Raw genomic sequence first — 24,323 nt, 5'->3', positions numbered from 1 at the left:
CTCAGTTCTTGTCGACCGGCTTTGAGCGCATGCGCGAAACGGTTTCGCGTTCCGCCCGCTTGCTGCGCATCGGCGGCAGCCCACGGTCGACAAGATCCATGTCCTCCAGCACCATGTCGCCCATGCGGGTAAAGGCGATATCCAGCGCGCCGGCGCGATGGGCGGAGCGGAGGAAGCCGGGCAGCGAGCGGACAGGATGGTCTCCGGCCAGCGGCTCCTCGGGAAAGACGTCGCTGGCAGCCACGATATGGCCGCTTCGCACCGCTTCCATCAATGCCGGAAAATCGACAACGCCGGCGCGGCTGAGCAGGATGAAGGCCGCACCCGGCCGCATTGAGGCGAAAGCATCCGCGCCGAGAAACCCTTCGTTCTCGCTGGTCACGGAGGCGACGACGAAAACGAAATCGCTCTGCGAAAGCACCTCACTCAGCGAAGCCGGCTGAACGCCATGTTCGATAAGGATCGATGGCGGCATCCAGGGGTCGAAAACCTTTATGCGCGTCCTGAAGCCGGACAGCACCCGGTTGAGCGCCTTGCCGAGATCGCCGAAGCCGATGATGCCGACATCCGATCCCGAGAGCAACCGCGCCTTTCTGTTGCCGTCGCCGCCCCAGAGCTCCTTGCCTGCACGGAAGTCGATATCCGCATCGACGATACCGCGGGCAAGATTCAGCGCCAGCGCCAGACCCAGCTCCGCCACCGGCTCGGCAAAAACCGCGCCGGTCGTCACGACATGGACGCCCCGCTCGAACAGAAATTCATAGGGCATATTGTTGAACAGGTTGCTCTCGACATTGAAGATGCATCGCAGGGAACGCATTTTCTCCAACGTCTGCCGTGACAATGGCGGCTGGCCAACGATGTAGCGCGCCTGTTCCAGAATGGCATCCGGCAGGCGATCGACTTGCACCGCCTCGACCTCGAAGATTTCGTAGCGGTCGCCGAAAATCTTCCGCGCCGAGGGCGTGAAGATCAGGTCGAGCGTACGTGGTTCGGGCGCGCTGATGACCAGCGGCCGTTTGCTGTCAGACATGATCCTCCTCCCGGCGAAATCAGGTTACGCCTTTCCATGTTTCCGTGTTGTATCAGCTGTGTGCATTGAAAACATGCCTCCCTTGGGAGGGGAGCAGATCCTCCGGTGTGTCGCGGTGGCTGACAAGCCGATCAGATACGGTATTCAGGCAGCGAGGTTTTCAAACTGCCCGGCGAGCGATGGTGCCGGATTGTAGGCGTACCTCGCCTGTCGAAGGCTGAGGTTGTACGCCAGATACCAGCGTACGCACAGGATCACCGAACGGTTGAGATGGCGGCCTGAAACATGAATACGCTTCTCTGAAAGGGAGGAACTCTCATGCCTCAGCCAAGGTTGAAAATGGTTTGCGACAAAGCCTTCTAAAGTCCGCCTTCGACGAGCCTTTCCAGAAGCTTGTCCAGCATGTCGTCGCAGCGGTCCATCTGCTCGATGCTGACGAACTCGTCCGGCTTGTGACCTTGCGCCATGGAGCCAGGCCCGCAGACCACGGTCGGTGTGCCAAGATCGCGGCTGAACAGCCCGCCTTCCGTGCCGAATGCCACCTTGATCGTGCCATTTGCACCGGTGAGCGATTTCACGAAGGCGACAGCCTTGGAATCCGTCGGCGTATCGAGGCCCGGATAGGTGTTGAAGATGTTGATGTCGATCGCCGCCTCCGGCGCGATTGCGGACGCTTCGGAAACGATGCGCTTGGCTCCGCCCTTGATGCGATCCAGAATTTCGTTCGGATCGTCAGCCGCGACATTGCGGATTTCGAAGTCGATCTGGCAGTGATTGGGAACGATGTTCAGCGCCACGCCGGCATTCATCTTGCCCACATGCACCGTCGAATAGGAGATGTCGTAGTCGCCGTCGCGCGCGCCTTCTTCAACAAGTCGAGCCTGCTCGTTGCGCAGAACGTCCACGAAGTCGCACCCGAGATGAATGGCGTTCAGCGCCAGCGGGGCGAGTGCCGAGTGACCCTCACGGCCCGTGCAGATCGCGCGCGCCCCGACCTTGCCCTTGTGGCCGGTAGCGACCTGCATGCTCGTCGGTTCTCCGATGATGCACAGCAGCGGCTTTTGGGGTGCTGCTTTCAGCATGTCGATGAGGCTGTGCACGCCAAGGCAACCAAGTTCTTCATCATAGGACAAGGCCAGATGCAGCGGTGTTGCCAGCTTGACCTTCGATGCCTTGACGCACGCAGCGATGGCTGCAGCAACGAAGCCCTTCATGTCTGCCGTGCCGCGTCCATAGAGACGCCCGTCGCCTTCGGTCATCTCGAAGGGCGGCTTTGTCCAGTTCTGCCCGTCTATGGGAACGACGTCGGTGTGACCGGAAAGCATGATGCCCGGGACGTCGTCCGGTCCGACCGTCGCGTAGAGGTTAGCCTTGGTGCCATCGTCATTGGTGATGATCGTGGAGGCTATACCATGCGTATCCAGCAATTCGGCGACGAAGTTGATGAGGTCCAGATTGGAATCCCGGCTGACGGTCGGGAAGCCGATCAGTTTCTCCAAAATTTGAATGCTGTTCATGCGTGGAAATCTCACTTTTCGATCGCGCCTGTCTAACACGATGCGATCGTTCCTCTAAAGGCGCATTTGCTTCATTACGGCATCGAAACTTACGATCCCGGCCGGGTTTTGACGATTAGGCGGTTCCTAACCGGTGCGGAAGAAATCTCTAGTTTCACGCCGCACGCCTCACCATAAGAGTAAGGAAATTGATCCAACCCAACGGCCTCGTGCCAGACCGCATATTGCTCGAACAGCGGTTTCAGGAAGGGAAAATAGATGCGTGATCCCCGCTACGACGTTCTGTTCGAGCCCATGAAGATCGGGCCGGTCACGGCAAAGAACCGCTTCTACCAGGTTCCGCATTGCAATGGCGGCGGCTATCGCGACCCTTCAGCCGCGGCCGAGATGCGTCGCATAAAATCGGAGGGCGGCTGGGGTGTTATCTTCACCGAACAGACCGAGATGCATCATACCTCGGAGATCACTCCGTTCATCGAACTGAGATTGTGGGACGACGCCGATATTCCCATGCTGGCGAAGATGGCAAAAGCGATGAAGCAATATGGCGCTCTGGCTGGCATCCAGCTGGCCTATTCGGGGATCAATGGACCGAACCTCTATACGAAAGAAGTGCCGCGCGGGCCTAGCGCCTTGCCGATCCGCACCTTCACCAACGATCCGGTGCAGGCGCGCGCCATGGACAAGCAGGATATCCGCGATCTGCGCCGTTGGCACCGCAACGCCTTCAAGCGCGCTAAGCAGGCCGGGTTCGATCTGGTCTGCCTCTATGGCGCGCATGGGTTCGGCATCATCCAGCATTTCCTGTCGACCGCTACCAACCAGCGCACCGACGAATATGGCGGTTCGCTGGAGAACCGCTCGCGCCTGATGCGCGAACTGATCGAGGAAGGACGCGACGCCATTGGCGACACCTGCGGCCTGACCCTGCGCCTTTCGCTCGACGAGATGATCGGTGACCTCGGCTTTGCGAATTCCGAAGTGCGCGACATGATCGAAATGCATGCCGACCTGCCTGACCTCTGGGATCTGGCCCACGGGGCATGGGAGGATTGCTCAGGCCCGTCCCGGTTCAAGGGGGAAGCCGCTCAGGAAGACCTTGTCTCCGGCATCAAAAAGCTGACTTCGAAGCCGGTGGTCGGTGTCGGCCGCTTCACGTCTCCCGATGTGATGGTGAAGATGATCAAGTCCGGTACGCTCGACTTTATCGGTTGCGCGCGACCTTCGATTGCAGATCCCTTTCTGCCGAGAAAGGTGGAGGAAGGCCGCATCGAGGACATTCGTGAATGCATCGGATGCAACATCTGCATCACCGGCGACATGACGATGTCAATCTCGCGCTGCACGCAGAACCCGACTTTCATGGAAGAGTGGCGCAAGGGTTGGCATCCCGAACGCATGCAGGCCAAAGGTTCCACCGAGAGCGTGCTCATCGTCGGCGCCGGCCCTGCCGGACTTGAAGCGGCGCGCGCGCTCGGACTGCGTGGTTATCGGGTGGCGGTTGCCGAGGCGGGCACCGAGCTTGGCGGCCGTGTGGCACGAGAATGCCGTCTGCCTGGCCTGTCGGCCTGGGGCCGTGTGCGCGACTATCGCCAGTACCAGCTCAGCCAGATGCCGAACGTCGACATTTATTTCGAAAGCCGGCTTTCGGCCGATGACATTCTGGGTTTCGGCTTTGACAATATCGCCATTGCGACGGGGTCCGCATGGCGGCGTGACGGCGTGGCGCGGGCGCATGTCGTGCCGATGCCGATGGCCCCCGCTATGCCGGTCTATACGCCGGACGATCTGATGGACGGCAAGGTGCCTACGGGAAATGTCGTGCTCTTCGATGACGACCACTATTATATGGGTGGCGTTCTCGCCGAACTTATGGCGTGTCAGGGCGTGAAGGTGACGTTGGTCACGCCATCTGCTTATGTATCGGACTGGACGCGCAACACGCTGGAGCAGGGCGCTATTCATCGTCGGTTGGCCGATCTCGGCGTTGAAATCGTTCTGAACAGGACCGTTACGCGCATTGTTTCGGGCGGCGTCGCAACCGCCTGTACCTATACGGGCGCGGAGCGCGACATGGAGGCGGATGCGGTCTTGCTGGTCACGTCCCGGCAGCAGGACGACGGGGTCTGGCGCGAGCTTCAGGCGCGGCGCGAAGAGTGGGCCGGCAATGGCATTCATTCGATCAAGGTGATCGGCGATGCAGAAGCTCCGGGCCCGATCGCCTGGGCAACCTATGCAGGTCATCGATATGCGCGTGAGCTGGACGAGGCAGACATCGGCGACGCGCTGCCATTCCGCCGGGAGATCACAGCTCTCGCTTTGGATTAGGAAAATTGGCCTGTCGTTCTGGTGCGTGACACGCAGACCGGCCCACTGCGCTGTTGATTCCAGCGAAAACTCTCGGTGGAAATGCTGGATCGATTCTCAGTGAAACGTTTGGCCCGCCCATTTGAAGGATAGCACAGGCTAACGCTGATCAGTTGGCCGAGGTTCTTTTCGGTCTCTATAACTTGATACGGTAATCTCTCTTACGGTATGATCAATTTAATTATAGCAAGAGGCCGTGATGCCGGCTGATTCCCCAGCTGCGTCGTTGCCGAAGAGGTGTGCATGCTCAATCTTCATGTTCGTCAGGTCGAAGCATTTCGTGCCGTTGTGACGCTGCGCAGCATGACAAAGGCGGCCGAGCTTCTGGGGATATCCCAGCCCGCCGTCAGCCGCCTCATGGCTGATTTTCAGGAAACGGTTGGGTTTCGGCTTTTCAGCAAATCACGCAACAGCGCTGAACCGACCCCCGACGGGCAGCTGCTGTTCGAGCAGGTCGACAAGCTCTTCACCGGACTGGAAGAACTGCGGCAGCAGATCAACGCCATCAGCACGCTGCAAACGGGCCGGCTGACTGTCTCGGCGACGAATTCGCACGCATCCGGTTTCCTGCCGGCCATGGTCGCTGAGTTCAAGCGACGGCATCCCGGCGTTGCGATCGCCTACCACATTCAGGCGCACGAGCAGGTCATCGATTGGGTCTCGTCCGGTCGGGCCGATATCGGCTTTGCCATTCAGGCGGTCGCGAAATCAGACTTGACGGCCGTGGCGCTCGCCTCCCATCAGGCGCATTGCGTCATGCCCCGGGATCACCGGCTGGCGGCCAAGAGCGTGCTCGAACTGAAGGATTTCCATCAGGAGCCCTTTGTCAGCTTTCCGCGCGGTCAGGCTTTGCGTTTCCTCATCGACGGCCTGTTTGACCGTGCCAAAGTCGACCGCAACCTGCATGTCGAGGCCACGTCGCATCATGCGGTCTGTGCCCTTGTAGCCAATGGAATGGGCATTGCCCTTGTTAACCCCTTTGCGCCGCTGGATGACGCCGATGGTCGTCTGATCGCAAGGCCGGTTAAACGTAGCGTCGATATCGAGGTTCAGGCCATCTACAATGAGAGCGCGCTGTCGGTGACGGCCCAACGCTTCCGCGACTACATTCTCGCCGAGGGGCCGGCCATCCTGCGGGCTCGCCTGTAATCATCCAGATCGTCGATCGGACAGATCGACCTTGTCAAGAGAGCGGCAGCCAGCTTCACGCGCCCGTTCGGAGCGGATATTGCCGCGCCTGTCGCCCGCTGCCACGACAGCTTCAGCCCGTAAGACCTCAGAAGTTCACAATAATATTTAAACGATTTTCGTTTGACATTTTCCTATCATATATTATACCAAAATCATGATCCGGATTACCGCGGAGGCGAGTGATCCGAGGTCGGGTTCTTTCATAATTAAAGCGCCCGACGGAAACGGCGTCGCGACCTGGAGGAGGTCATATTGTCCAAATGATTGCCCAGCAGATTTTGAATGGTGTAATCACCGGGTCCATTTACGCGTTGTTCGCGCTGGGCTTCACGCTTGTTTTCAGTGTTCACCGGGTCCTGAACCTCGCCCATGGCGGCGTGTTCATGGTGTCCGCACTCTTTGCCTATTACCTTGTCACCTCGGGTGTCTCGATATGGGTCGCAGCGGTTGCTGCCGCGCTCGCGGGCGGGGTCGTTTCCGGCCTCATCGAGATCGTGGCGCTTCGCCGCCTGCGTCGGTTCCCGCCTCATGTGATGGAGTTCGCCGCGCTGATCACGACACTCGGTGCCGACATCGTCATCATCAATATCGGCCACAAGCTGACCGACGCTCAGACGGTACGCTTTCCCTTTGGAACCTTCCCGAATGTGTTCTTCAATCTGCTCGGGCTGAGAATATCCTTCCTGCAGATCGCGGTGCTGCTGACGGTCGGCGCGATGCTTCTGTTCCTGATGTATTATCTCTACCGGACTCCGGTTGGCCTCAAGCTGCGCGCTGTCGCATCCAGCGAGAAGGCCGCCAGGCTCATGGGCGTCAATCCGGATGCGGTCTATCTCCAGACCTTTTTCATTTCCGGCGTGATGGCGGGGATCGCCGGCGTCCTGATCGCACTGTCGTTCAATTCGATCAGCGCCCACATGGGCGAGCCTTACATGCTTAAGGCTTTCGTCATCATCGTTCTCGGTGGGCTTGGCAGCATTCCCGGCTGCGTCATGGCGGCGATTTTCTTCGGGGTCGCCCAGACCCTCTGTGTCGTCTACCTCCCGCCGGGGGCGCCCGACATTATCCTCTACTCCTTGCTGTTCCTTGTGTTGCTCGTCAAGCCGTCCGGCCTGATGGGAAGTGCCGCAGCGATCAGCATAGTGGGACGTCGCGCATGAACTATTTCAGTCAGTACCTCCCGCTTGCCGACATTTTCCTCCTGGCCCTTGGGTTTGCCTTCAGCCAGCAGGTCGTGCTTCGCGCCGGCGTCTTCTCGGTTGCAACAGCAGGATTTGCGTCGCTCGGCGCCTATTGCTCGGCAATCCTGGTCACGACCTACGGATGGCCGGCCCCCGCGGCGATCGCGGCATCACTGCTGTTCGGAACGGCTGCCGGATGGTGTCTTTCCCTGCCGCTGGCGCGGCTCCGGGGCATCTACCAGGCCATAGCGACGCTTGCCTTCGTACAGGTCGTCATCGCTGTGATGTTGTTCGCAACGTCCATCACCGGCGGGGGGCTCGGGATCAACAGCATTCCGAAGTCCGTCGGAACGGGCACGCTGCTCGCCGCCGCTATCATCACCGGATACGTCATGTTTGCGATGCAGCGATCGGGCATCGGCCGTGCGTTTGATGCGATCCAGCAGGAGGAGACGGTTGCGGCGGTTCTCGGTGTGTCGATCCGTCGCTATCACGCTCTCGCCTTCACGATTTCGGGCGCGATTGCCGGACTGTTCGGCGGACTTCAGTCGCTGAATACCTATACGCTGACGCCCAGCAGCTTTTCCTTCACCTTCGTCATCATGGTTCTCGGCTATATCGTGGTGGGTGGCCGGCGTTCCGCCTGGGGCCCGGTGGTCGGCGTCGCTTTTCTGACGCTTCTTCCCGAGCTTTCGCGGGGACTGGCAGAGTACCGGCCGATCGTTACCGGGATTGTCATGATTGCCGTCATGATCTTCCTTCCGCTCGGCCTTGCCGACACCTTCATCTTGTCCCTCAAGCGCAGGAAGCGGCAGGGCAACTTGGTAGAGGGAGGCACACATGTCCGCTCTGCGTCTTGAGGGTGTCTCCAAATCCTTCGGCGGTCTCCGGGCCGTCTCGGATATCACGCTGTCCACCCCTGTTGGGAAGATCACCGGCCTGATCGGCCCGAATGGCGCCGGCAAGACCACGGTCATCAACCTGATCACTGGCACCCTCAGTCTCACCGACGGTCGGGTCTGTCTCGGGGACAGCGACCTGACTACGGCGGAGCCCGACGCCATCGCCCGTCACGGTATTTCGCGGACGTTCCAGAATATCCGGCTGCTGGCCGAAGCGACGGTCCTCGACAATGTCATGATCGGGTTCCACCGCCACGAGAAGGCCTCGTTCGTCTCGGGTCTTTTGGGCCTTGGGGCCGCGCGTCGCGAGACGGCGGACATTCGTGCGAAGAGCGCGGAGCTGCTCCAGCGGTTCGGGCTGCTGCGTTATGCGGATATGCCCGCAGGCAACCTGTCCTACGGCCACCAGAGGCGCGTGGAAATGGCGAGAGCCGTTGCGACGGACCCGAAGATACTACTTCTCGACGAGCCGGTTGCCGGCATGAACGATGTCGAGGCGGGCGAACTCGGCGACCTTTATCAGGAGCTGGCCGCATCCGGCATAGGCCTCCTTATGATCGAGCACAATGTCCGGTTTGTCACCCGTATGTGCGAGCACGTCTATGTCATGGCGTCGGGCCGGATGATCAGCGAAGGCCGCCCCGGTGCCGTCATGCAGGACCCGAAAGTCGTTGCTGCCTACCTCGGAGACAAGCATGCTCAAGGTTGAGAACCTCGTCGCCGGCTATTCGGGAATCCGGGCGCTGCGCGGGGTCAGCATCGACGTTGCCGGCGGCGAGTTCGTTGCTGTTATAGGCGCGAACGGCGCGGGCAAATCCACTCTGCTCAATGCTATCTCCGGTATCATTCGTCCGACATCGGGAACGGTTGCGCTGGACGGCCATCAGCTCGAGGGGAAGCCGGCCCATGTCATCGCCCGTTCGGGATTGTTGCAGGTTCCGGAAGGCCGACAGATACTGCCCGACCTGACGGTCCACGAGAATCTCCGCCTGGGCGCGCTGGCCAGGCATGGCCGGACGCCGGACTTCGATATCGAAGGCATCTTGAAGCTTTTTCCCCGGCTCGAGGAACGGCTGAAGCAGCCCGCCGGCACCATGTCCGGCGGCGAACAGCAGATGCTGGCTATCGGCCGGGCTCTGATGGGTGCGCCGAAGGTGCTGCTTCTGGACGAGCCCAGCCTCGGACTTTCCCCGCTGATGGCGGATCATGTCTTTTCGGCCCTTGTGCAGCTTCATTCGCGTGGCCTGTCGATCCTGCTGATCGAGCAGAATGTTCATCGCGCGCTGGAAGTGACCCAGCGCGGCTATGTCATTGACCAGGGACAGGTCGTGCATCAGGGCGCAAGCGCCGATCTCGCGACGGATGACAGCCTGATCCAGCATTATCTCGGCCAGGAGCCTGCAACGGCCTGAACGAGGACGACATGGCCCGTCGGGAGCAAGCGGGCCGAAATGCAACCCTAGTCCCGCAAAGGCGGGAAGGGGCAAATGGGAGGAGTCGACCATGAAATTACCAATGCTTGCCGCTATGACTGTCGTCGCCGGGACGCTTGCGTCCCAGACGGCGACTGCTGCAGAATTTCTGATTACGTCGATTACGGAATTAACCGGTAGCCTCGCTTCGCAGGGCGTTCCCCTTTCGCGCGGCATGAAGCTGGCTGCCGACGAGATCAATGCGTCCGGGTATCTTGGCGAAGACAAGATCAAGCTCGTCCAGCTCGACAACGGCAGTGACCGCGGGCAGGCAGCTCTTCTGGTGAACCAGGCCAATGCATCGGGAAGCATCGCCATAATAGGTACGGCGACCGGTTATGTTTCCCATTCGATCGCACCGCTCGCCAACGAGTTGAAGGTGCCGCTGATGGGCATGGTCTACTCGGTGGACCTCCTGAAGCCGGGGCCGTACTCGGTGAAGATCACATCTTCCGACGACAGCCACACCATCTCGCTGGCCCGGTACGTTACGGATGTTGCAAAGCCGAAGCGCTGTCTGATCATCTATGCCAATGACAATCCGGGCTTTATCGCGCAGTACAAGACATTCCGCGAATATGCCGAGAAGCAGGGCATCGAGTTTATCGGTGAGGAGGCAGTCTCGCTGCAGGATACGGACTTCTCCGCCCTCGCCACGAAAATCACCGCCCTCGCGCCAGATTGCCTCCATATCTCGATGACGGCGCCCGGCGGGGCAAACCTGATCACCCAGGCGCTGCAGGCCGGCATGGACCCGGCAACGCAGATTTTCGCCGGAGCGGGCTTTGCCAACCAGCAGCTTATGAAGGTCGGTGGCGCCGCCGTCGAGAATGTCGTGGTCTCTGCCGATTTCGTGCCGGGTGGCGTCAATGAGGAAGGCAAGAAGTTTTCGACCGATTATGAGGCTGCTTTCGAGTCGCCCGCCGAAAACTGGTCGGCCGTAGGCTATGCCCAGATGAAGCTGATTGCCTATGGCCTGAAGCAAGCGGGTTCGTCTGCGACCCGAGAGACGCTCCTGGATGCGATCCGCAACGTCAAGGACGTACCGACGATCCTCGGTGCAAAGGGCACCATGTCGATCACCGACCGCCTTCCAGAATACGACGCGGCCATCATCAAGGTCAAAGACGGCAGTTTCGTCAACGCGCAGTGATGCTGCCGGTCGGCCCCGCGCCGATCGTTGATCAGATAGGACGGCAGTGCTGAACTGCCGTCCGGAAATACAAGCAGGTTCGAGCCGATGACCCAGTTTTCAGACTACAGTGCCAAATATCCCGAATTCGCGCTTTCTCGCGATGACGGCGTCGTTCACCTCCGCTTTCATACGAATGGCGGTGAGTGGATCTGGTCGGCGGAAGGCCACCGCGCCATCAGCGAGGTCATGCACGACCTCGATATGGACCGCGCCAACCGCGTGCTCGTCCTCAGCGCAACCGGCGACAACTGGATCAACTCGATCGACCTGCCGAGTTTCCGGGGGATCAGCTGGGACGTAATGACCTGGGAAGCGAAACGCTACTTCCGGGCCATGCTCGACCTCGAAATTCCAGTTATCGCAGCGGTTCACGGGCGTTGCACAATCCACGCGGAAATCGCACTGATGAGCGACATCGTCCTCGCCTCGCCGACCGCGACGTTCGGAGATTCCGCCCATCTGCCCCGCAACGTCGTGCCCGGCGACGGCACCCACATCATCTGGTCGGCGCTGCTCGGTCCCAACCGCAGCCGCTACCTTCTGATGGGGGAGCAGATCCTGTCGGCGCAGGAAGCGCTGGACGTTGGGATGGTAGCCGAAATCCATCCGCCGGAAGAACTCCTGGAGCGCGCCTTCGTCCATGCCCGTCGTTTGGCGGCAAAGCCTTCGGTCGTTGCTCGCAACACCCGCACCGCCCTGATCCGGCCCTTGCGCAAGGCGATAGAGGACGGCCTGGCCATGGGACTGGCCCTTCAGGGCGCCGCCTATTCGAACAGACCTCATCGCGGAGAAGTGCCAGTCGAACTGGACGACAAATGAACGAGCCCCCGATGGGCCGGTGATATGACGAGGATTGAGATATGACAGAAACGATCTCCGTGACCTGGATCGGCAGCGACGGAACGCGGACCATCGCAGACGTGCCACTTGGTCATTCCCTGATGGAAGCAGCGGTTTACAACAGCGTCCCCGGTGTCATCGGAGACTGCGGGGGCGCTCTTGCCTGCGCGACCTGTCATGTCGTCGTCGAGGAAACGCCCGTGCCGTTGGAAGAGAAATCTGGCACCGAGGCCGACATGCTGGATTTTGCCGAAGCCCCTGCCGAACCGAGCTCGCGCCTGTCCTGTCAGATCCGGGCGAGGCGTGAACTGGACGGGATCGTATTGCGCGTGCCTACCGTGAGCGCGCTTGCATAGATATTTGAGGAGAGAGCCAATGAACATGGCAGTCAATCAGGCGCCGGACAATGAAGAGCGTCCCGGCGATCCCCGCATCCCGGTTCTGGACATCGACCCCTATGCGGTCGATGTGATCGACAATCCCTATCCGTTCGACGAGATCCTGCGGGAAGCCGGGCCGGTCGCATGGCTCCGGAAATACGGATGCTATGCCGTTGGCCGGTTCAGCGAGGCTCAGGAGGCGTTCTCCGACGACAGCCGTTTTCTCTGCACGGCCGGGGTCGGATTGACGGACATCCGCAAGCCGGAGTCTCTGCGCGACAAGAACCCCCTTATGGAAGTCGAGCCGGAAGTGCACCGTCGCGTTCGCTCCAGCATAATGAAGATATTGTCTCCGGCCGCCATGCGAAGCTATCGCGGCCGCTTCGAGGAAAAAGCCAACGCTTATGTGGACAGGGTAATCGCCCGGGGAACCTTCGACGGCGTTCATGAACTGGTCGAGCCCTTCATCCTCGACGTGTTTCCTGAAACGGTCGGCATCAAGATCAATCCAGAGACCGTGCTACTGTTCGGTGACCTGAACTTCAACGCGAACGGGCCGATGAACGACCTTTATCGCGGCGCGCTGGAGCGGGTCTCTCCCTATCTCCCGGATTTCGAGAGGTCCTTCCGCAAGGAGAACATGCAGCCGGGCGGCATGGGCGCGCAACTCTACGAGGCCGAGGATGCTGGCATATTCGAACCGGGAACGGCGCTTGGCTTCGTTCGCGTTCTCTTTCGCGGCGGCTTCGACACGACGATCGCCGGCATCAACGGCGCTCTCTTGTCCCTGTCGCAGGATGAGACGGCCTGGAACTACATCAAGCAGAATCCCGACAAGGCGCTGAATGCTTTTGACGAGGCGCTCCGCCACGTTTCGCCGTTCCGCGTCTCGCACCGGGTCACGGTTCCCGACGGCTGCGACTTCGGCGGCTATCGCCTCGATGGCGACCGTAAGGTGGCGATCTTCATGGAGGCCGCGAACCGCGATCCGCGCAAGTGGCCGCAAGCCGATCGCTTCGATCCGTCGCGCGCCGCCGTCAACGAACATCTGGCGTTCGGCCACGGTGCGCACAAATGTATTGGCCTCCTGGTCGCGCGCTACGAGGCCGAGGCCCTGATCCGCGCCGTCGTTGCGCGCATGGACCGGCTGGAGTTCGTCGGAAGCGGACCTGTCGAATACCGGCGCATCAACACGTTGCGGACGCTGACGGCGCTTCCGTTGCGGGCAGTCGCTTGAGGCGCCCGTCGGCGTAAACGCGTGGCATGAGGATGGCCGACATGAACGAACAGACTATCGACCTGCCGCTCATTGCGCGCGATGAGCGGCTGAAGGACAAGGTTGCGGTAGTGACCGGCGCGGGCTCGGCCGGCGCATTGTTTGGCACCGGTGCGGATATCTCCATTCTCTTTGCGGCCAAGGGCGCGAAGGTGGTGCTGGTCGATATCGACGAAGAGCGGGCGCACAATACGTTGCGTGTCATCGAGCAACAGGGCGGCACTGCGATCGTTGCCGTCACCGACATCACGAAGGCCGATCAATGTGCCGCGGCTATCCGCCGGGCGACCGAATCTTTCGGGACGGTAGATATTCTCGTCAACAATGCCGCCATTGCTCCCGGCGAGCAGGAGAATCTCGAATCCCTCTGGGATCGGATTATGGACATCAACCTCAAGGGGGCCAAGCTGATGTCGGACGCCGTCGTGCCGGGCATGAAGTCGGCAGGCGCCGGTTCGATTGTGCACGTCTCCTCGGTCGCCGGTATGGTGGCTGGCGGCGGCATCGCCTATTCGGCGTCGAAGGGCGGCATGATCGCGATGACGAAGGCGCAAGCCTTTGAATATGGCCGGTTCGGTATCCGCGTGAACAATGTCGCGCCCGGCCATGTCGCGATCCCGATGGGGCTAAACTTCAAGGGTTGGGACGGGGCTGGAAGCGACGCCATCCGGCAAAAGCGGGCCCGCGCGAGCCTGCTCGGAACGGAAGGCACCGGCTGGCACGTCGCCTATGCCGTGCTGTTCCTTGCCAGCGACGAGGCCGGCTACGTTACCGCCCACACGCTGCCGGTGGACGGTGGCACGACTGCGGTCATGCCGATCGTCATGGCAGAGACCATCGTCGGTCGATGAATGACCGGCGATGGTTGTCCTTCAGAGGGGTTTGCCTTCGCGCGTGTAGACCCGGTTTCTGACGGAACGGAACTCATCCGTCATGGACTTCATTTCTTCTTCGCCGCCCGGAGAGACGATCTCCGCTATGTGATCCCGCACGGCCTCGGGCCCGATACCCTCGATCCGGTCCGCCATCCAGCCTGCATTGAGGCCGCGATGGACACGCGCATAGCGTCCGGCCTGCGCGGAGATGCATTCGCCGGTGACGGCGCATTCCTCGCTGGCGAGGTAAAGCGTTGCTGCCGTGACGGTCTGCGGCGGCGAGCGATGTGCGATATCGCGCTGGTAGCCGACATTGGCGGCTGCATCGCGGGCTGCGATGGCCGTCGCCGGATTTTCCTGCGCCATGAGCGAGACGGCGAAAGGCAGGATGCCGTTGACCTTGATGCCGAGCGGCTCACCTTCCATCGCCAGCGCCGGAACCAGTCCAAGCATGGCGGCCTTCGCGGCGACGTAGGCGCTGTTGCCTTCCATCCCAAAGCTCGCGGCTGAACTTGTCATCACGACGCGGCCGTAACCCGCCTTCGCCATATGCCGCCAGGCTGGCTGGGTCACGTTGAAGACGGCATTCAGATGGACGTCGATCGTCCAGCGGGCCAGCTCGAGATCGGCGTCGGCGAACATGCTGCGCCGGAGAACCCCAGCGTTGTTGATGAGGATGTCGATGCGGCCGAAGTGCTTGATGGCGAGATCGGAAATAGCCTTTGCTGCCAGCGGATCGGTGATGTCGTGCGTCGACGCGATCGCCTGCGCGCCGGCGGCGCGAATTTCGGCGGCAACGTCTTCAGCCCTGGAACTGCCGGGTGCTTCCCCTGGGCCGATGTCGTTGATGATGACCTGTGCGCCGCGCGCCGCCAGCGTCAGGGCATAGTCCCGGCCAATGCCACGCCCTGCGCCGGTAACGATTGCAACGCGCCCGTCGAACCGGATGTCGCTCATTGTGTTCCTCCTTGATCGCGACGGCCCGGGAAAATCCGGCGCTGTCGATTGCATCTCAGTAACCGGCATTCCGATAGGGTCCGCAGCCGCGCCGGTAAATAAGCAGGTTGCGCGTATAGGCACAGACGAGGCGGTCGCCCGCATAGGCGCGGGTATCGACGGTGGCGATGCCCTGGTCCGGGCGCGAGGACGATCCGCGTACCGCTGTGACGGTCGATTCCGCCTGCAGGCTATCGCCCGGCCGGACAGGCGAGGGCATGGAAATTCCCGTCCAGCCGAGGTTCGCCACCACGCGGCCGAATGTGCGGGTGGTGAGTGCAGTAACAGCGCCGAGAACCAGGGGCTCCCACACCATTTCGGTGAATTCGGGATGGGCAGAGCGATAATTTGGATCATGCCAGCGTGGATTGATCTCCAGCGATCTCAGCGCAGCAAGCCGGCTCTCCTCCGCGCCGAGGCTGCGCGTCGGCCAGTGCTCAAAGGTTTCGCCAGGCACAAGATCCTCGAAAAACAGTCCCGTCTGCTCGACGAGGGCGCCGTCCTCGTCCTCATGGTAGAGGGCAAAGCGAGTCTCATCGGCGATGGGCGCGGCGGGTCGGTCTTCCGGATGGCGTCCCTTTCGATAGACTTCGATTCGACAGTCGATCTTCGCCGCGACCTTGCCGCTCCGGTTGCGGCCTTCGATGCTCAGTGTCACTTCGCCGACATCGCCGTCGCAGCCCGGAGACAGGGCGATGACCTCGGATTCGGAATAGAGCGTGTCGTCGCCCCGGATCGGGGCGGTTAAAGCCAGGCTGTCGATGCCGAGGAGGGCGCGGCGGCGATACCAGCTGCGCGAAATCATGCCCATGAATCTCTGTACTGTCATTGTGCTGACGGTCAACGGGTTCTGCCACTCGGTATTGGCAGCGTAGTGGCTGTCGTAGTGGAGATGGGCATTGTTGATCAGATCGACCGCGTCGAGATGATTGTCGCGTTGCGAAACGTCGATGCCCGGACGATGCCGGATGCGCAGACCCGGCGTCAGGTCCTCGAAGCTCAGACCGAAGCGCTCCCGGTAACGGTTCGGGGCGATCCTCAGATATCCGCTGCGGCTCATTCTGTCCCGCCCTTCGTGTCGGTTGACGTCGCGCGGCGAAGCAGCTGCTCGGCTGCGAGCGCGACCGGTCGGTCGATCATGCGCCCGTCAATGCTGCAAGCTCCACCCCCTGATGACCTCCATGCCGCGAGAACGGCGTTCGCACGCATTATCTCCTCCGGCGTGGGCGAGAAAGCGGCATTGATCGTCGCCACTTGTTTCGGATGGATCGCCAGCTTGGCGGAAAGGCCGAGCGTTCGGGAAGCGCCAGCTTCCCGGGCCAGGGCCTTCTCGTCGGCAAGCGCCAGATGCGGAACATCCCAGGCCGGAATCCCTGCGCCAGCGGCTGCCTGAACGATCCGGCTCCGCGAAAAGAGCAGGGGTTCCCAGGAAAAGTCGGCCCCGAGGTTCGCGGCGAGATCCGCGCCGCCCAGCGCGAGACCTGCAACGGCCGGATGGCTGCCGATCGCCGCAGCAGATTCCAGCCCTTTCGCTGTTTCGATGAGCGCGATCACCGGAACCGGTGTATCGCTGTCCGGCAGATGTGCCAGGAGAAGGTCGATCTCCCACACGCTCTCGACCTTCGGAAGCATGATCGCCGACAGACGCGCCGAGGACGTGCGGAGCGCTAGCATGTCGTGCAGCCCGGCCGCCGTTGTTGCGTGGTTGATCCTGACCATGACCGGGATGCCGGAAGGGATGTCCAGCGCCATCACCGTGGACCGCGCTGCGTCCTTGTCTGACGCGCCAACGCCGTCCTCAAGATCAAGGATCACGCAATCCGCACCGCTGGCCAGAGCCTTGTCCAGGCTGGTCAGACGAGTGGCCGGCGTGAATAGCGCAGTACGGACATAATGAAAGGGCGACCAGATCGTGCTGGTTTTCATGTCAGGCAGCGCCCCGGCGAGCTGTATCGAGATAGGCGGCAATAGTGCAGGTCATTGCCCGTACTTTTTTGCCGCAGTCCAAGGAGAGGATGATATCCCTGACATCGGCCCCAGCCTGCTGTCCGACACGCATGCCGGCGCGCAAGACAAATCGTCTCGCAACGTCCGCCAGGTTAGGGAAAAGCACCGCGGACTTGTCGTCGTCAAGGACGATCTCGCTGCCGTCGGTGAGGAAGATTTGGACTGAAACGGGACCTTCATCCATGGGAACGAGATCGATCCGCCGGGTCAGTTCGACGATCGCCGTATCGGCGTGGTGCCTGTCGAAAAATCCCGGATCGTCGACCGGATGGCCGAGCAGTGCGGAGGCGGCGGTAAAGCGGGCCGACATCTGCGCCGAGAGCATGTTGGCGAACGGCGCCGAGCGCGACACGCCCGGGCTGTTCAGTCCGTTTGTGCCGACTGCTGGCCGGGTGATAGTCACGCGGGCGATGTCTTCTACCTTGAGCGGCTGCTTCAGTCCGTCGGCGATCAGGGCCAGCGTCTGCTGGTTTTGAAGGCAGGCGGCGAAACGCTTCGTGCCGACGGTTTCGATGCCGAGGCCGGGACGATCCGCCAGCATCTCCCCGAGTTTTCCCGCCGCTCCGCCATAGGTTTGGAAGAAGCCGAACTCGCCTTCCAAGGCGGCACGGGGACAGGCGGCCCCCGCCATGGCCAGGCGGGCCGCGACGATGCCGTTGCGCGCTGCGAAGGCGGCTTCGAAATAGGCATCCATCGTGCCTTCGAAGATACCTTGTGTGGTACCGCCGGCAAGGTTGGCGGCGATCGCGAGCGCCGCCGCCATCTGCTCTGGCCCAGCGCCCATCAATGTCGCACTGGCCGCGGCCGAGCCGAATGCACCCATGACGCCCAGCGGCCGGAAACGCCGTTGGACGATCTCCGGCGGACCGGCAAAGCCGATGCGGCTGACCGCCTCGTAGCCGACGACCATGGCAGCCAGAAGTGCAGCGCCGTCTGCGTCGAGCTCCTCGGCAACCGCAAGGGCCGCGGGAATGACGAACGTGCCGGGGTGGCTGCCTTCGCGCAGCCCGCCCGGGCCACAGTCCTCCAGGAGGCTGCCGTGGCCGATCGTTGCGTTGATGAAAGCGGCGTCCTCGGCGCCGAGCCGCAGACTTCGGCCGAAGGCAAAGCTTTCGCCCCGGCTGAATCCCAACGCCTTCCACGCCGTAGTCGCCGCGGGCAGATCGCTGTGGGCAAGCGACACGCCGACGGCATGCAGAAGCCGCAGCCGCGCCGCTTCCATGGCTTGGGGGGAGATGCGGCCCATCGGCAGTTTGCAGAGCTTTTGCGAGAGTTGCAGGCTCCAGCCGTCTTCAGTCTCGCTCGTCATGAGCGCCTCCCTCCCCATTGCTAGCTCAGACCGGTGCGGGCGAGCACCAGTTTGGCGACACGGTAGTCCGGATTGGTGATCACCTTGCCGTTGAGAACGGCCGCCGGATCGCCCCTGCCAACGGCTGCATCATAGGCTTCGCAGACCGCCTTTGCGGAGGCAATCTCGCTCTCGCCGGGGCTCATCACGCGGTTGATGATTTCCAGGTGGGCGGGCGACAGGCCGATGCAGGCGGTATAGCCGAGATTGGCCCATATGCGGATGAATGCCTCGACCTTCGTCAGGTCACGGTAATCCGGGATCATCGACCCGCCGGTGGAAAACAGGCCATAAGCCGACGCCGCGACGGCGATCTTCGTGCGGGCGTAATAGTTGGCCGGTGCGTAGAGGTCATCGCCGGCGTCGTTGAATGGGCGAGATCCGACGTCGGCCGCATAGTCGACATAGCCGAAATGCAGGCCGAAGACGCCGTCCGCGCTAGCGATCCGGTCCAGTTCGATCATCGCCCGCGCCGTCTCGATCATGGGATAGACACCGCGGTTGGGTACCTTGCTGCGGAGCGTGCGGACGACCTCGCAGACCTCCTCCGCCGTTTCGACCTTGGGATAGCAGACGATCAGGTCGCCCGTCACGTCGGCCATGGCCTCAAGATCGTCGCGACCCCAAGGGGTCGACAGATTGTTGACCCGGACGATGATCGTCCGGTCTCCGAAATAGTCGCGGTCCTTTAGGGCCTCGAGTATCTTATCTCGGACGAGAACCTTGTTGTCGGGCGTAGCGGAATCTTCGAGGTCCATCATGATGGCGTTGGCCGGGGCGGTCGGCACCTTGGACCAGTATTTCTCGTTCAGCACCGGGACTTCGAGGATGCTCTTCATGGCGGCATAGCGGGTGCGAGGTGTGCTCATTTGCTTTCGTGCTCCGCCAGGAAGGGTTGCAGGCAATCGAGGAACTCCTGTGGCTTCTCGCGCAGGAAGTAATGTCCGCCGTCGAACCAGGTGGCGCGGGCGTTGGGCATGGTCTTCACCATCTTCTCGACAACCTCGGCGTCGATGACATTGCTGTTGCGACCGGCCATGATCTGGGTCGGCATGGACAGCCTGGCGGCCATCTTCCAGAGATATTTGACGTCCGGCAGGCTGATGGAGCCGACGATCCATTGCAGATCCGGATCCTGCTTGGGAACGAGCTTCCCCGCCCAGTTGCGACGCATCTGATACTTCACATGGAGATCGATGAATTCCGGGTCCCACTCGGGGTGGTAGCCGAGATAGAACTTGCGAAGCTCAGCTTCGTCGCGGAAGCCACGCAGGTTCGTGGTCTCGGTGATGAAGTCGCGCATCGCGATCGCGCCGGTGGCGGAATTCTGCGGGCCGGCATCGGAAAGGGCGAGCGTGCGGATCATCTCGGGTCGCTCGCCGGCAACGGCGATGCCAACGCGTACTCCGTTCGAATGCCCGACCAGATGCAGCGGGCCGGTACCCATCGCATCGATGAACTTGTGGACGTCCTGTGCGAACTGGCGGACGCGATAGCCACTGCGGGCCCAGTCGCTGTCGCCGTGACCGCGCAGGTCGAGGCAGAGCACGTGGTAATCGTTCTGCAACACCCGGGCGAAGGGATCCCAGGTGTGGCAAGTGACGTTCAACCCGTGCAGCATCAGCACCGTCGGCTTCGAAGGTGAACCCCACTCCGTGTAGTGGAACCGCAGCCCCTCCAGCGTAATCCATCCATCCTGAAAGGTGTCGTTCATGTAGTCCTCCATCTGTCGGTATTCGGGGATTTCAAAAACCTGATGCTTCGCGCAACGTTGCCGTCAGGGCGTCGCGGTCGTCCGGATGAGCCACTGCGATTAGGGCCGTGGCCCGCTCGCGCATCGAACGCCCGCGCAGGTCGGCACTGCCGAACTCCGTGACGACGAAGTCGATGTCCTGCGCTGCCGAGGTAGGGCGATGGCCATTTGGCAGCGCACCGACGATGCGACTGTCGCCCTTGCCAGTGCGCGAAGGCAGGGCGATGACCGAGGCGCCTCCCGGACTGATATGGCCGGCGCGGACGAAATCGCCTTGACCTCCACCGCTGACCAGTCGCTGCCCCTGGATATATTCGGCATTGGCCTGACCGGTCAGGTCGACTTCCAGCGCGGAGTTGATCGCCCAGAGGCGCTCCTGCAGCGCAAGCCGCCGGGGGTCGTGGGTTTCCGACAGGGGCCGAAGCGAAAGCGCGTCTCTTATCGGGGCATTGTCCGGATGCACGCCGCCGACAAGGCCGGTAGCCACGATTTTCCCGGCATCCAGGCTCTTCGCCTTGCCGTTTATGACGCCGCTTTCAACCAGCCTTTGTATGGTGGGCGTTACGATTCCTGAGTGAATTCCGAGATCGCGCTTGTCGTCGAGTTCCAGAAGAATGGCTTCCTGGAGAGCGCCCAAACCCAACTGCAGCGTAGCTTCATCCGGGATCAGGCTGGCAATCCGGCGTCCGATTTCTCGTTGCTGCGGGGAGAGGGACGCCGGTGCGCCCCGCCTGCGCTCCCGTGGCTCGCCTCGGATCACCCGGTCGAAACGTTTCAGGGCAATCGTCGGCGCATCGGCGACATGCGGAGTGCCGGGACGAGTCACGGCGACCGCAGTCGCGTTCGTATCCAGTGCCGCAGCCATGTAGCCGATCATGTCGCCATAGGACAGTTCATCCGGCGAGGTCCCCTCGGCGGCCTCCATGAGGATCAGGTCAAGCTTCAGCTGGCCACCGGCAATCATCCGATCAGCGTCCCATAACGCATTCGGGAGGAAATCCACGTTACCGGCCCAGAAGCGGGGAATTGCGCCTGCCAAGGGCAGTAGCTGCAGGCGGCCGCTTCGTGCCGCCGCAAGATGTTCCGGACTCAGGAAGGCAAAAGCACCCGTCAGGTCGGCGAATATGAGTGTGAGCGGGACGTCGGCTGCCAGCGACGCATCCACGAGTGTCGTCATCAGCGACGTCGGTTGCGACGGGCCCATCGCCGCGAGCGTCGTCAGGGACGAACGCCCGGCGACAAACGAGCTGGCAAAGGCGGCTTCCTCCCCGATCATAACGCTCCTCTCAACGGACTCTCTCGAATGGCTCTTGCACAAATCTCATAACTTCAGTATTAAATCTTGTAAAGATATCTTCGCAAATGTTATGAGGAAGGCGATCGATATCGTGCTGGAAAGATCTGGGAGAGACCTCTTATGGAGCAGACAGTCACGGGGGCTCGGCGCATCGTCGATTGCGACGTTCACCCCCTGATCAAGAGCGTCAGCGCGCTAAAGCCGTACTTTTCCAAGGAATGGGCGGACTTCTTCGTTCCGAGCAGCGTCGGGCAGAGCAGCACAAACGGATTCGTCTTTGCGCGGGCCAGGGACCGATATCCCCACCCGAATACAACCTATCGGCTCGATGCGTTGCCGCCGGCCGGCGGGCCGGCCGGCTCCGATCCCGCCTTCGTTGTGCAGGACCTGATCGAGCCTTTCGGAATCACCACGGCTCTTCTGCTTCCCCAGGAGCACTACGGGGTTATCCGCTTTGCCAGTTCGGCTGCGGCTGCGGCGTTCGAAAGGGCTAATAACGAGTATCTCATCGACCATTGGCTTGAGGCGGACAGGCGTTTTGCCTTGGCCTTGACGGTTTCGGAGCATGATCCGAAAGCCGCGGCCGAAAGCATCCGCGCCCTGGGCCATCGCAACGGCGTCGTTGGCGTCCAGTTGCTGATCAACAAGAGCATGCTCGGCTCACTGGTCTTCGATCCTATCTACGAGGCAGCGCAGGAAATGGGGCTCGCCATCGTCAGCCACCAGAACGGCTCCGAGGGATGCTATTCCTATTCGCAGGTGCCGGCGGGCGGCGCGCCGCGGTTCTATGGTGAGCGGCATTCCGTCCTGCCACAGATCGGTGCGGCGAATGTCGTCGACATGATCATGTCGGGGGTTTTCGAGCGCTTCCCCGAGCTTAAGGTGGTCATGGTGGAGTGGGGCTTTTCCTGGCTCGGCTCGCTGATGTCGCGTGCCGATTACCTTTGGCAAAAGAACCACAGCGCCGCGCCGCATCTGAAGCGGCGTCCGAGCGAATATCTCGTCGAGCACTTCAAGTTCGCGACGCAGCCGCTCGACGAGGCGTCAGGCATCCGCGAATTCGAGGCGATGTTCGGCATCCCCGGCCTCGACAGGATGCTGCTCTTCAGCTCGGACTACCCGCACTACGACACGGATGCGCCAGACGTGATCCTGGACAAGATCCCGGAGCAGATGAAGGACGCCGTCTATTGGCGAAACGCGGTCGAAAGTTTCGGTCCGAAGATTTTTCGCCAGTAGGGGAGGACAGAGCCATGCCGATTGATTGTTGCCGCTTTGCCGGTGTCAAGAAGTTCGAAGACCTCTTTCCACTGATGCCCGGTGACTGGCGTCGCCATTTCGACCGCTATGAATGGACCGGTGCTGTCGATCTCGCCTCGAACCACATCCGGGTTTCCGATCGCTTCAGCCACGAGCCGCTTTCCGTATTCGATCCGATGTCGCTCGATATGGAGGCGCTCGTCCTGCCTCATCAGGGGCTGATCGTGAACGGTTGGAGCGATCTGATCGCCGCCGGCGTCTTTCTGGACGCCTTGAATGACTATGCCCTGGAACACTGGACGTCACAGAAGAGCCGCGTCGTGCATGTCGTCAACCCGCATGATCCGGCTGGGTCGGCGGAGCGCATCGGGCGCTGCGCCGGGGACCGGCGGATCGCGGCCATCACCATTCCGCTCATGCCGACAATGCTGGGCTCTGTCAGTTGGGACCCGGTCTTCCGCGCAGCTACCGAGGCAGGGCTGCCGGTCGTCATCCACTTCTCGGGCGTCGAAGGTTCCTATGCGGGCGCCCCGCCGCTCGCCGGCGCACCGCACACCAACCCCCTCTCTCGCCATATTCTAATGCCGCATCTGGCCGAATCGAACATTGCGAGCATGATCTTTGAGGGGGCTTTCTATCGGTTCCCGACCCTTCAGGTCCTGTTTGCCGGTTTCGGCTTCAAATGGCTCCCGTCGCTGCTGCGGCGACTGGATCAGGAGTGGCGCAACTTCCGGTCCGACATGCCGTGGGTGAAGGACAAGCCGAGCGCCAAGGTCGTCGACCACATCTGGGCCAGCACGTATCCGGTCGGGGAAGCGCACAACCCTGAGATCTGGCTGGGTGAGTTTTCCGAACCGCTGCTGCGTCGCGTCGTTTTCGCATCCAATGCGCCATTTGACGGCGATCCGTTTACGCAGGTCATCGATACCCTCGGTCAGGAATGGGCGCAGCGCCTGGCCGACAACGGCTCCGCCTTCGCCCATCCCGCGCTTCGCCGGGAGGCGGCCGCATGACCATCGCGCAGCAGCAGATGATGCCGGAGCACCGGATCGGTAAGCTTGAGGACTTTCCCGAGCGCAAGGTCGTCCCCGTCGAGGCTGGCGGCAAGACGATCGGCGTGCTGCGGCGCGGCGACGATGTCCATGCCTTCGCAAATCGCTGTCCGCACCACGGCGCGCCGATGTGCCGGGCACAGGTCTCGGGTACAATGCGTCCATCGGAGCCCAACCAGTTCGTCTACGACCTCGACGGCTTGATCGTGAAATGCCCCTGGCATGCCTACGAGTTCGACGTCCGTAGCGGCGAGGCGATGGGCGGCATCATCCGAAGCCGTCTGTTCATCTATCACTGCGAAGTGCGCCACGGCGAAGTCTTCGTCCAGCTCCGCCGTCCGGCAATGCCGGTCAAGGCATCCCCCATCCCCGGAGAATAGA

23 protein-coding genes and 1 pseudogene are annotated in these 24,323 nt (G+C 61.7%); 14 read left to right on the top strand and 10 right to left on the bottom strand.

Going from position 1 to position 24,323, the window contains the following annotated elements:
• Position 1 precedes the first annotated feature (1 nt).
• The 3 genes and pseudogenes from WBQ96_RS08320 to argE all read right to left on the bottom strand — a co-directional run bounded on the left by WBQ96_RS08320 (position 2) and on the right by argE (position 2,550).
• The gene (locus WBQ96_RS08320) at positions 2 to 1,033 is read right to left on the bottom strand and encodes a hydroxyacid dehydrogenase (RefSeq protein ID WP_336549094.1); all 1,032 of its coding nucleotides are present in this window, start codon (positions 1,031 to 1,033) and stop codon (positions 2 to 4) included.
• 201 nt (positions 1,034 to 1,234) lie between these two features.
• Positions 1,235 to 1,324: pseudogene (locus tag WBQ96_RS08315) on the bottom strand (IS6 family transposase); the annotation flags it as partial.
• Between the two features lie 68 nt (positions 1,325 to 1,392).
• Complete coding sequence (gene argE / locus WBQ96_RS08310) at positions 1,393 to 2,550, bottom strand: acetylornithine deacetylase (protein ID WP_336549091.1); 1,158 nt, start codon at positions 2,548 to 2,550, stop codon at positions 1,393 to 1,395.
• A gap of 258 nt (positions 2,551 to 2,808) precedes the next feature.
• Here argE and WBQ96_RS08305 point away from each other — a divergent pair, with 258 nt between their 5' ends.
• The 11 genes from WBQ96_RS08305 (at position 2,809) to WBQ96_RS08255 (ending at position 14,205) form a co-directional block, all read left to right on the top strand.
• Positions 2,809 to 4,878, top strand: a complete 2,070-nt coding sequence (locus WBQ96_RS08305; protein WP_336549089.1) for an oxidoreductase — start codon at positions 2,809 to 2,811, stop codon at positions 4,876 to 4,878.
• 282 nt (positions 4,879 to 5,160) lie between these two features.
• On the top strand, positions 5,161 to 6,066 hold the full coding sequence (locus WBQ96_RS08300) for a LysR substrate-binding domain-containing protein (RefSeq protein WP_281354001.1): 906 nt from the start codon (positions 5,161 to 5,163) through the stop codon (positions 6,064 to 6,066).
• Between the two features lie 302 nt (positions 6,067 to 6,368).
• Complete coding sequence (locus WBQ96_RS08295) at positions 6,369 to 7,268, top strand: branched-chain amino acid ABC transporter permease (protein WP_165119327.1); 900 nt, start codon at positions 6,369 to 6,371, stop codon at positions 7,266 to 7,268.
• Positions 7,265 to 8,149 carry a branched-chain amino acid ABC transporter permease gene (locus WBQ96_RS08290; protein ID WP_165119328.1) on the top strand — a complete coding sequence of 295 codons (885 nt, stop codon included), beginning with the start codon at positions 7,265 to 7,267 and terminating at the stop codon, positions 8,147 to 8,149. The genes WBQ96_RS08295 and WBQ96_RS08290 overlap by 4 nt, the downstream gene beginning before the upstream one ends.
• Positions 8,130 to 8,900 carry an ABC transporter ATP-binding protein gene (locus WBQ96_RS08285; protein ID WP_165119329.1) on the top strand — a complete coding sequence of 257 codons (771 nt, stop codon included), beginning with the start codon at positions 8,130 to 8,132 and terminating at the stop codon, positions 8,898 to 8,900. Before WBQ96_RS08290 ends, WBQ96_RS08285 begins: the two co-directional genes overlap by 20 nt.
• Positions 8,887 to 9,603 carry an ABC transporter ATP-binding protein gene (locus tag WBQ96_RS08280; RefSeq protein WP_165119330.1) on the top strand — a complete coding sequence of 239 codons (717 nt, stop codon included), beginning with the start codon at positions 8,887 to 8,889 and terminating at the stop codon, positions 9,601 to 9,603. Before WBQ96_RS08285 ends, WBQ96_RS08280 begins: the two co-directional genes overlap by 14 nt.
• A gap of 91 nt (positions 9,604 to 9,694) precedes the next feature.
• Positions 9,695 to 10,816, top strand: coding sequence for an ABC transporter substrate-binding protein (locus WBQ96_RS08275; RefSeq protein WP_336549083.1), 1,122 nt, complete (start codon positions 9,695 to 9,697; stop codon positions 10,814 to 10,816).
• An 87-nt stretch (positions 10,817 to 10,903) separates the two neighbouring features.
• Positions 10,904 to 11,677, top strand: coding sequence for an enoyl-CoA hydratase/isomerase family protein (locus tag WBQ96_RS08270; RefSeq protein WP_336549081.1), 774 nt, complete (start codon positions 10,904 to 10,906; stop codon positions 11,675 to 11,677).
• A 41-nt stretch (positions 11,678 to 11,718) separates the two neighbouring features.
• Complete coding sequence (locus WBQ96_RS08265; RefSeq protein WP_336549080.1) at positions 11,719 to 12,054, top strand: 2Fe-2S iron-sulfur cluster-binding protein; 336 nt, start codon at positions 11,719 to 11,721, stop codon at positions 12,052 to 12,054.
• A 19-nt stretch (positions 12,055 to 12,073) separates the two neighbouring features.
• Positions 12,074 to 13,315, top strand: coding sequence for a cytochrome P450 (locus tag WBQ96_RS08260; RefSeq protein WP_336549078.1), 1,242 nt, complete (start codon positions 12,074 to 12,076; stop codon positions 13,313 to 13,315).
• A gap of 41 nt (positions 13,316 to 13,356) precedes the next feature.
• Entirely contained in the window at positions 13,357 to 14,205 is an 849-nt protein-coding gene (locus WBQ96_RS08255; RefSeq protein WP_336549076.1) for an SDR family NAD(P)-dependent oxidoreductase, read from the top strand.
• 21 nt (positions 14,206 to 14,226) lie between these two features.
• On the opposite strand, the gene WBQ96_RS08250 is transcribed toward WBQ96_RS08255, so the two are convergent.
• From WBQ96_RS08250 to WBQ96_RS08220, 7 genes are read right to left on the bottom strand one after another with little or no spacing between them, the layout of a single operon-like run.
• Positions 14,227 to 15,186: an SDR family NAD(P)-dependent oxidoreductase gene (locus WBQ96_RS08250; protein ID WP_336549074.1), complete on the bottom strand. Its 960-nt coding sequence runs from the start codon at positions 15,184 to 15,186 to the stop codon at positions 14,227 to 14,229.
• 55 nt (positions 15,187 to 15,241) lie between these two features.
• Positions 15,242 to 16,285, bottom strand: a complete 1,044-nt coding sequence (locus WBQ96_RS08245; RefSeq protein WP_336549072.1) for a hypothetical protein — start codon at positions 16,283 to 16,285, stop codon at positions 15,242 to 15,244.
• Entirely contained in the window at positions 16,282 to 17,151 is an 870-nt protein-coding gene (locus WBQ96_RS08240) for an HpcH/HpaI aldolase/citrate lyase family protein (protein WP_336549070.1), read from the bottom strand. Before WBQ96_RS08240 ends, WBQ96_RS08245 begins: the two co-directional genes overlap by 4 nt.
• Before the next feature lies 1 nt (position 17,152).
• On the bottom strand, positions 17,153 to 18,541 hold the full coding sequence (locus WBQ96_RS08235) for an MmgE/PrpD family protein (RefSeq protein ID WP_336549068.1): 1,389 nt from the start codon (positions 18,539 to 18,541) through the stop codon (positions 17,153 to 17,155).
• A gap of 20 nt (positions 18,542 to 18,561) precedes the next feature.
• A complete protein-coding gene (locus WBQ96_RS08230; RefSeq protein ID WP_336549066.1) occupies positions 18,562 to 19,449 on the bottom strand; it encodes an HpcH/HpaI aldolase/citrate lyase family protein in 888 nt (295 codons plus the stop codon).
• Complete coding sequence (locus tag WBQ96_RS08225; protein WP_336549064.1) at positions 19,446 to 20,294, bottom strand: alpha/beta fold hydrolase; 849 nt, start codon at positions 20,292 to 20,294, stop codon at positions 19,446 to 19,448. The genes WBQ96_RS08230 and WBQ96_RS08225 overlap by 4 nt, the downstream gene beginning before the upstream one ends.
• A gap of 31 nt (positions 20,295 to 20,325) precedes the next feature.
• A complete protein-coding gene (locus WBQ96_RS08220; protein ID WP_336549062.1) occupies positions 20,326 to 21,609 on the bottom strand; it encodes an acetyl-CoA hydrolase/transferase C-terminal domain-containing protein in 1,284 nt (427 codons plus the stop codon).
• Positions 21,610 to 21,750: 141 nt separating this feature from the next.
• On the opposite strand from WBQ96_RS08220, the gene WBQ96_RS08215 reads away from it, so the two are divergent.
• Genes WBQ96_RS08215 through WBQ96_RS08205 form a run of 3 tightly spaced genes read left to right on the top strand, consistent with a single transcriptional unit; the run spans position 21,751 to position 24,322 of the window.
• The gene (locus WBQ96_RS08215) at positions 21,751 to 22,869 is read left to right on the top strand and encodes an amidohydrolase family protein (RefSeq protein ID WP_336549060.1); all 1,119 of its coding nucleotides are present in this window, start codon (positions 21,751 to 21,753) and stop codon (positions 22,867 to 22,869) included.
• A 14-nt stretch (positions 22,870 to 22,883) separates the two neighbouring features.
• The gene (locus tag WBQ96_RS08210) at positions 22,884 to 23,903 is read left to right on the top strand and encodes an amidohydrolase family protein (RefSeq protein ID WP_336549058.1); all 1,020 of its coding nucleotides are present in this window, start codon (positions 22,884 to 22,886) and stop codon (positions 23,901 to 23,903) included.
• Positions 23,900 to 24,322, top strand: a complete 423-nt coding sequence (locus WBQ96_RS08205) for a Rieske (2Fe-2S) protein (RefSeq protein WP_336549056.1) — start codon at positions 23,900 to 23,902, stop codon at positions 24,320 to 24,322. The genes WBQ96_RS08210 and WBQ96_RS08205 overlap by 4 nt, the downstream gene beginning before the upstream one ends.
• Position 24,323: the final 1 nt, after the last annotated feature.

The organism is Mesorhizobium sp. CCNWLY176, assembly GCF_037153935.1.
GTDB lineage: Bacteria > Pseudomonadota > Alphaproteobacteria > Rhizobiales > Rhizobiaceae > Mesorhizobium_M > Mesorhizobium_M zhangyense.
The sequence above is the reverse complement of the archived record's forward strand: the minus strand, read 5'-3'. Positions and strand labels throughout refer to the sequence as shown.